The organism is Psychromarinibacter sediminicola (genome assembly GCF_029168335.1).
Classification (GTDB): Bacteria; Pseudomonadota; Alphaproteobacteria; order Rhodobacterales; family Rhodobacteraceae; genus Psychromarinibacter; species Psychromarinibacter sediminicola.
The window spans coordinates 1-5,533 of the sequence record NZ_JARGYC010000134.1; the positions used below are offsets into that span (position 1 = coordinate 1).

At 64.9% G+C, this 5,533-nt stretch carries 4 protein-coding genes and 1 pseudogene; 1 reads left to right on the plus strand and 4 read right to left on the minus strand.

All coding sequences use genetic code 11. The features are described 5' to 3' along the window. Positions 1–311 precede the first annotated feature (311 nt). The 4 genes from P1J78_RS23905 to P1J78_RS23920 all read right to left on the minus strand — a co-directional run bounded on the left by P1J78_RS23905 (position 312) and on the right by P1J78_RS23920 (position 5,206). Positions 312–1,604 (minus strand): TRAP transporter large permease, encoded by a 1,293-nt coding sequence (locus tag P1J78_RS23905; protein WP_275569883.1) that lies wholly within the window; start codon positions 1,602–1,604, stop codon positions 312–314. Then, on the minus strand, positions 1,597–2,127 hold the full coding sequence (locus tag P1J78_RS23910) for a TRAP transporter small permease (RefSeq protein ID WP_275569884.1): 531 nt from the start codon (positions 2,125–2,127) through the stop codon (positions 1,597–1,599). Before P1J78_RS23910 ends, P1J78_RS23905 begins: the two co-directional genes overlap by 8 nt. 54 nt (positions 2,128–2,181) lie before the next feature. Continuing rightward, entirely contained in the window at positions 2,182–3,201 is a 1,020-nt protein-coding gene (locus tag P1J78_RS23915; RefSeq protein WP_275569885.1) for a TRAP transporter substrate-binding protein, read from the minus strand. 370 nt (positions 3,202–3,571) lie between these two features. After that, positions 3,572–5,206, minus strand: coding sequence for a thiamine pyrophosphate-binding protein (locus tag P1J78_RS23920; protein ID WP_275569886.1), 1,635 nt, complete (start codon positions 5,204–5,206; stop codon positions 3,572–3,574). A gap of 201 nt (positions 5,207–5,407) precedes the next feature. Here P1J78_RS23920 and P1J78_RS23925 point away from each other — a divergent pair. Then, a pseudogene (locus P1J78_RS23925) lies at positions 5,408–5,533 on the plus strand (IS6 family transposase); the annotation flags it as partial.

The window sequence follows — 5,533 nt, forward strand, 5'->3', positions numbered from 1 at the left end:
CCATCGGCGAACTCATCGACTGCTTCACGCACCAGGAATGCGAAAACTACTTCGCCGCCTGCGGATACGATGCAGATTGATCGGAAAACGCTCTATTGGTCTCGGTGGCGCTCTGGAAGGACTTTATCCTTACGGAACAAATCTTTGCATCTTCTGATCACTGAGGGTGGCCGGGAAGAGCGATTTGAAACGATTCCTCTGACTCTTCTGTGGAAACCGGTGGCGAGCGTAGGTGAAGGGACGCATAACGTTGTTTACCGTCAGGCCACCGCGATCACCACCCGGTTAACGTGACAGTGCCGCCAGCACCCTCACATTGAGTTCGGCAGGAACAGCACCAGACCGGGAAGGAGGATGAGGATCGCCAGCCGTACAATGTCGGTCAGCACGAAAGGCAGTACGCCGCGGAAGATCTTGCCGAGGCTGACGTGGCGGGCGATCGAGTTGATGACGAAGACGTTCATCCCGATCGGCGGCGTGATCAGGCCCAGCTCCACCGTCATCACGATTATCACTCCGAACCAAATCGGGTCGAACCCGAGTTCCAGGACGACCGGGAACACGATCGGCACCATCAGAATGATCATTGCCATGGCGTCAAGGAAACACCCCATGACAACAAACAGCAGCATGATCAGAATGAGCGTTCCGTAGCTGCCAAGGCCCAGGTCGATCAGGAAGCGAGTCATGTTCTGCGGCACTTGCGTGACCGCCAGGAAGTAGCCGAACAGGATCGCACCGATCAGGATGGTATAGACCGCGACAGAGGTCCGTAACGCTTCCACCAGGCTGTCGAGCAGGGTACCGAGCCCGAGCCGCCCCCGGCCCAGACCGATCAGCGCTGTCAGCACCGCGCCGACGGCGGCGGCCTCGGTCGCGGTCGCGATACCAAGGTAGATCGTCAGGATCACGGCGACGAAGAGAAGTGCAACCGCCCACACGCCTTGCAGCGCGGCCAGCGCGTTGCGCAGCTGGAAGCGTTCGCCGGCAGGCAGGTGGCGGCCGTACCAGATCCGCACCGTCAGCATGTACATGATCACGGCCAGGATCCCCGGCACGATGCCGGCGATGAACAGGGTGCCGATGTCCTGTTCGGTGATGTACCCATAGACCGCGAGGACGACCGACGGCGGAATGAGAATGCCCAGCGTTCCGCCCGCCGCGACGACGCCCGTCGAGACCTCGTCGCCGTAGCCCGCGCGCTTCATCTCCGGATAGGCTATATCCGTCATGGTCGCGGCCGTCGCCACGGACGAGCCGCAGATGGCCGAGAAACCGGCGCAGGCGCCCACGGTCGCGATGCCCAGCCCGCCCTTGAACGACCCGAGGGTGGCGTTCGCGGCACGAAACAGCTCGCGGCTCATTCCAGACCGTGTTGCCAGAACACCCATCAGGATGAAGAACGGGATGAGCGTGAGGTTGAAATCCGTCACCGTGCGCAGGGGCGAGGTGGACAGAAGGTTCAGCGCCGGCGACCAGCCCACCGTCAGGCCAAACCCGCCGACCCCGACGATCCCCATAGCGACTCCGATCGGGACGCGGATCAGCATCAGCAGGAACAGCACCACGAAGCCGCCGATCGCGATCAGGTCGCGTTCACTCATGGGCGCTCTCCTCTGCCATTGCGTCGTGGGATTCAAGCTCCTCGCCGAGGCGCCAGACGCGCCAGATCCGGATCGACGTCGTGAAGAGTGCGGCGACCAGGCCCAGCAGGATCGCCAGCAGGAACGGCCAGTGCGGGAGCCGCAGGTCCATCGTCACCTCGCCCCCGGGAAATTGCGACAACACGCGTTCGCCGATCTTCCAGACAAGCGCTGCGGTAAAGCCGAGAAGGAAGACCCACGCGACCAGGCCCATCCACCGGCGCATCGCACGCGGGGCAACCTGGGACAGCAGGTCCACCTTGATGTGGCTGCCTCGATAGCCCAGCGACGCGAAGCCCCAGACCACAGCGACGGCGAGCGTCAGCCGCGACACGTCGAAGGAATCCGGCAACGGCGTCGCGAAGAGGTACCGCCCCACCGCGGAGACGAAGATGATCAGCGTGACCAGTCCGAGTATCCCCGCGGCGATCCGCTCAATCCACCGGATCACCCTGCCGGCCGGTGTTCGCCATTCGTCGTCCATGCTTGCCCCATCAAGCGGCGGGGAACGCGCCAGAAGCGCGTTCCCCGATCTTCGTTATTCGTACAGCGTGTCGTTCGCTTCGAGCGCCGCGCGCAGTTCTTCCAGTACAGTGTCCGGATCTACGCCGGCCGCGCGCGCATCCTCTTTCCAGGCCTCGAGGATCGGGACCGCGGCCTCGCGCCACAGCCCCACCTCGTCCTCGGTCGGGGTGTAGACGGTGTGGTCGGGGTTATTCAGGATATCCTCGCGCACGCCCATGTCGTACTCGGACCACCCTTCGGAGAACCGCTTTGACCATTCCGGCGTGCAGTGATCATCAATGACCGTCTTCTGCGCGTCCGTCATGCCCTCATAGCGGGCCTTGTTGAACAGCAGCACCTGCGCCGACAGGTAGAGCGGCATGTCGTTATGGAACTTGGTCTCTTCGGCGATATTGAAGATCCGCATCGCCTCGTACGGGAAGGTCACGGCGTCGGCTGTGCCGCGGGCAAGCGCCTCGCGCGCTTCCGGCGCGGGCACCTGTACCGAAGACCCGCCCAGCGAGTTAACAAACCGCGCCATCGTCGAGTGCGCCGGCCGCACGCTGAGCCCGTCCACGTCTGCAGGTACCCGGATCGGGCTCTTGCCGTGGAAGCGCCCCGGTTCGTGCGGGTTCACCAGGCAGAAATAGACATCTCCCATTTCACGCTCGGCATAGTCGCCCTGGTACCACTCGTGGATCGCCTTCGCCGCGTTCGCGCCGTCCTTGGCAAGGAACGGCACGCCGATCAGTTCGTAGATCGGGAAGCGCCCGGCCGTGTACCCCGGGTTCACGTAGCCGATGTCCGCGATGCCGTCGCGGGTCATGTCGTAGTGATCGGGGGCCGAGCCCAGCTGCTGTGCCGGAAATACCTCGAACTGGATCGTGCCGTCCGATGCTTCTGTGATCGAGTCCATCCAGGGGGCAAGCCCCGTCTGGGGCACGGCGTGCTGCGGCGGCAGCCAATGTGCGAGCCGCAAAGTGACATCCTGCGCCGTGGCGCTGCCCGTGCCAAGGGCCAGTACGGCGGCAGTTCCAAGCAGTGCGAGTCTCATCGGTTTCCTCCCTAGGTTCGCCCGATCATGCCCGGGCTCTCGGTTGAGTTCCACCGCGCAGTCCGACGGCATTGCCTGAGCGGTCAGCACAGCGTCGTCGTAGCGGATGGCGTTCCCGCGACGAGCCTCGGACACGGCGCGGTGGTTTGCAAGGTCGCGGGTATCGGGTGCGTGTTTTTATCAGCCCGTCTCGCGGTCTTGTCAGAAGCCCCTGGTTTGATAGCCTGACTACGGCACGGTTGTTGGTCTCGATGGCGCTCTGGAAGGAGTTTATCCCTACGGAACAAGTCGTTGGATCTTCTGATCCCCGGAGGGGACGGGCAAGAAGAACTAATGACGATTCCTCTGACGCCACCGGGCCCGGAGCCCGTCACAGGCGCATTCGCGGAACGTCGTTCGGGTCGAGCATGAGTTCGATCAGCAGCGGGCGGTCGCGGGTCGCGATGGCCGCCAGGGCCGTCTCCAGGTCCTCGGCCGAGGCGACGCGGATCCCGTGCCCTCCCAGCGCGGTCGCCACATCCGCAAAGGACGGCCAGTCGAACTGGGCGAGGCCCGGATCCATGCGCCGGTCCAAGAACTGGATGTGTTCCGCGCCATAGGCACTGTCGTTGCAGACGATGATGATCAGGTCCTGTTCCAGCCGCACGGCGGTGTTGAACTCGTTGACGCCCCCCATCATGAAGCCGCCGTCGCCGGAGAAATGCACCACCGGCGTGTCTGGCGCCGCGATCCCCGCGCCGATCGCCTCCTGAAGGCCCAGGCCGATCGAGCCGAAATTCGCCGTGACGATGAAGCTGCGCGGATCGGGCGCCGAGATCCGGCACCAGACCTCTGTCATGAACCGGCCGCCGTCCGTGGTCAGGATCCGCTCCTTCGGCAGGGCCTGCTCCAGCCGGTCAAGCGCGTGGACGAAACCGACGTGGCCATCGCCCGCGCTTTCGCTCTTGGCCGGAGGATGGGCGGCCAGCGTCGCCGTGTCCAGCTCGCCGGTGAAGCCGCTTGGCGCGATTTCCGCCTCGTCGAGCCACCAGACGATGTTGTCCGCCGTCAGTCCGGCATCCGCGACGAGCGCGGCATCGGGATGGTGGTTCTTGCCGATCTCGGCGGCGTCAATGTTCACCTGCACGACGCGCTTGCCCTTCATCAGGGCGCCCTTGTCGGTGGTGAAATAGTGCAGGCTTGCGCCGAAGGCGATCACGCAGTCGGCCTTGGCGATCACGTCGTAGGCGTCCGGCGTGCTGAGCGTGCCGAAGATGTCCATGTTGTAGCTGTGGCCGTTGAACAGCCCCTTCGCCTTCAGCGTCGTCGCGAGGGGCGCCTCCAGCCGGTCGGCCAGCGCGATCAGCTTGTCACGCGCGTCCACCGCCCCGCCGCCGGCCAGCACCACCGGCCGTCTGGCCGAGGCGATCATGCCGATCGCCTGGTCGAGATCGTCGCCCTCGGGCACGTAGCCGGGGCTGCCGAAGACAGGGAAGACGATTTTCTCGTGCCGTGTCTCCTGCCACATGAAATCGGCCGGCATGTTCAGCACGATGGGCCGACGCTCCAGCCGGGCGCGATAAAAGGCGTTCGCCACGTCGCGCGCCGCGGTCTCCGGCGTGCGCAGCTGTTCAAATCCGGCCCCGGTCAGCTTGACCACCTCGCGCTGGTCGATGCTCTGCAGGTGCTGCGGGTTCGCGACCGGAGTGTCACCGCAGAGCAGGACCATCGGGATGTGGCCACGCGCGCCCTCCGTCAGCGCGGTAACGCAGTTGGTCAAGCCCGGCCCGTGCGTCACCGTCGCTACGCCGACACGGCCCGTGACATGCGACCAGGCCAGTGCCATGAGGACCGAGCTGCCCTCGTAGGCAGCCGGGACGAAGTTGCCGCCGCCCGACCGCACGTAGTCGTCCACCATGAACAGGTTCGCGTCGCCCATCAGGCCGAACATCGTCTCGATGCCGTGGTCCAGCACCGCCTCCGCGATCGACTGGTGGACGTGGGTCTTGTCGTCGGCCTCGGCCACTTGGCGTCTCCTTCCTGGTCATCGGTCCGGTCCGGGTGCGGTGCGGACCCATGCCACTGTTCACACAAAAGCAGGACGGCCACCAGTAGCGGCGCTCGCTTGCTGGTAAGCGCTGCCGCCAGGCCACCGCGACCGGTTCGAATTCGCCCGACGGGCTTGTCAAAGGAACCCGGCTAGAGGCGGGGCAGGGGCGTCGGAAGCGTCCATTTCCCGCTTTCCCTGCGGAATGTCGAAGACCTGCTGCATGAACGCGGGATCGACGTCAGCCACGAGGCGGTCCGGTTCTGGTGGCACCGGTTCGGGCCGGTGTTTGCAGCCGAGATCCGG

Coding starts and splice junctions, on each gene's coding strand:
- P1J78_RS23905 (WP_275569883.1), bottom strand. CDS start 1,604: ATGAGTGAACGCGACCTGATCGCGATCGGCGGCTTCGTGGTGCTGTTC.
- P1J78_RS23915 (WP_275569885.1), bottom strand. CDS start 3,201: ATGAGACTCGCACTGCTTGGAACTGCCGCCGTACTGGCCCTTGGCACG.
- P1J78_RS23910 (WP_275569884.1), bottom strand. CDS start 2,127: ATGGACGACGAATGGCGAACACCGGCCGGCAGGGTGATCCGGTGGATT.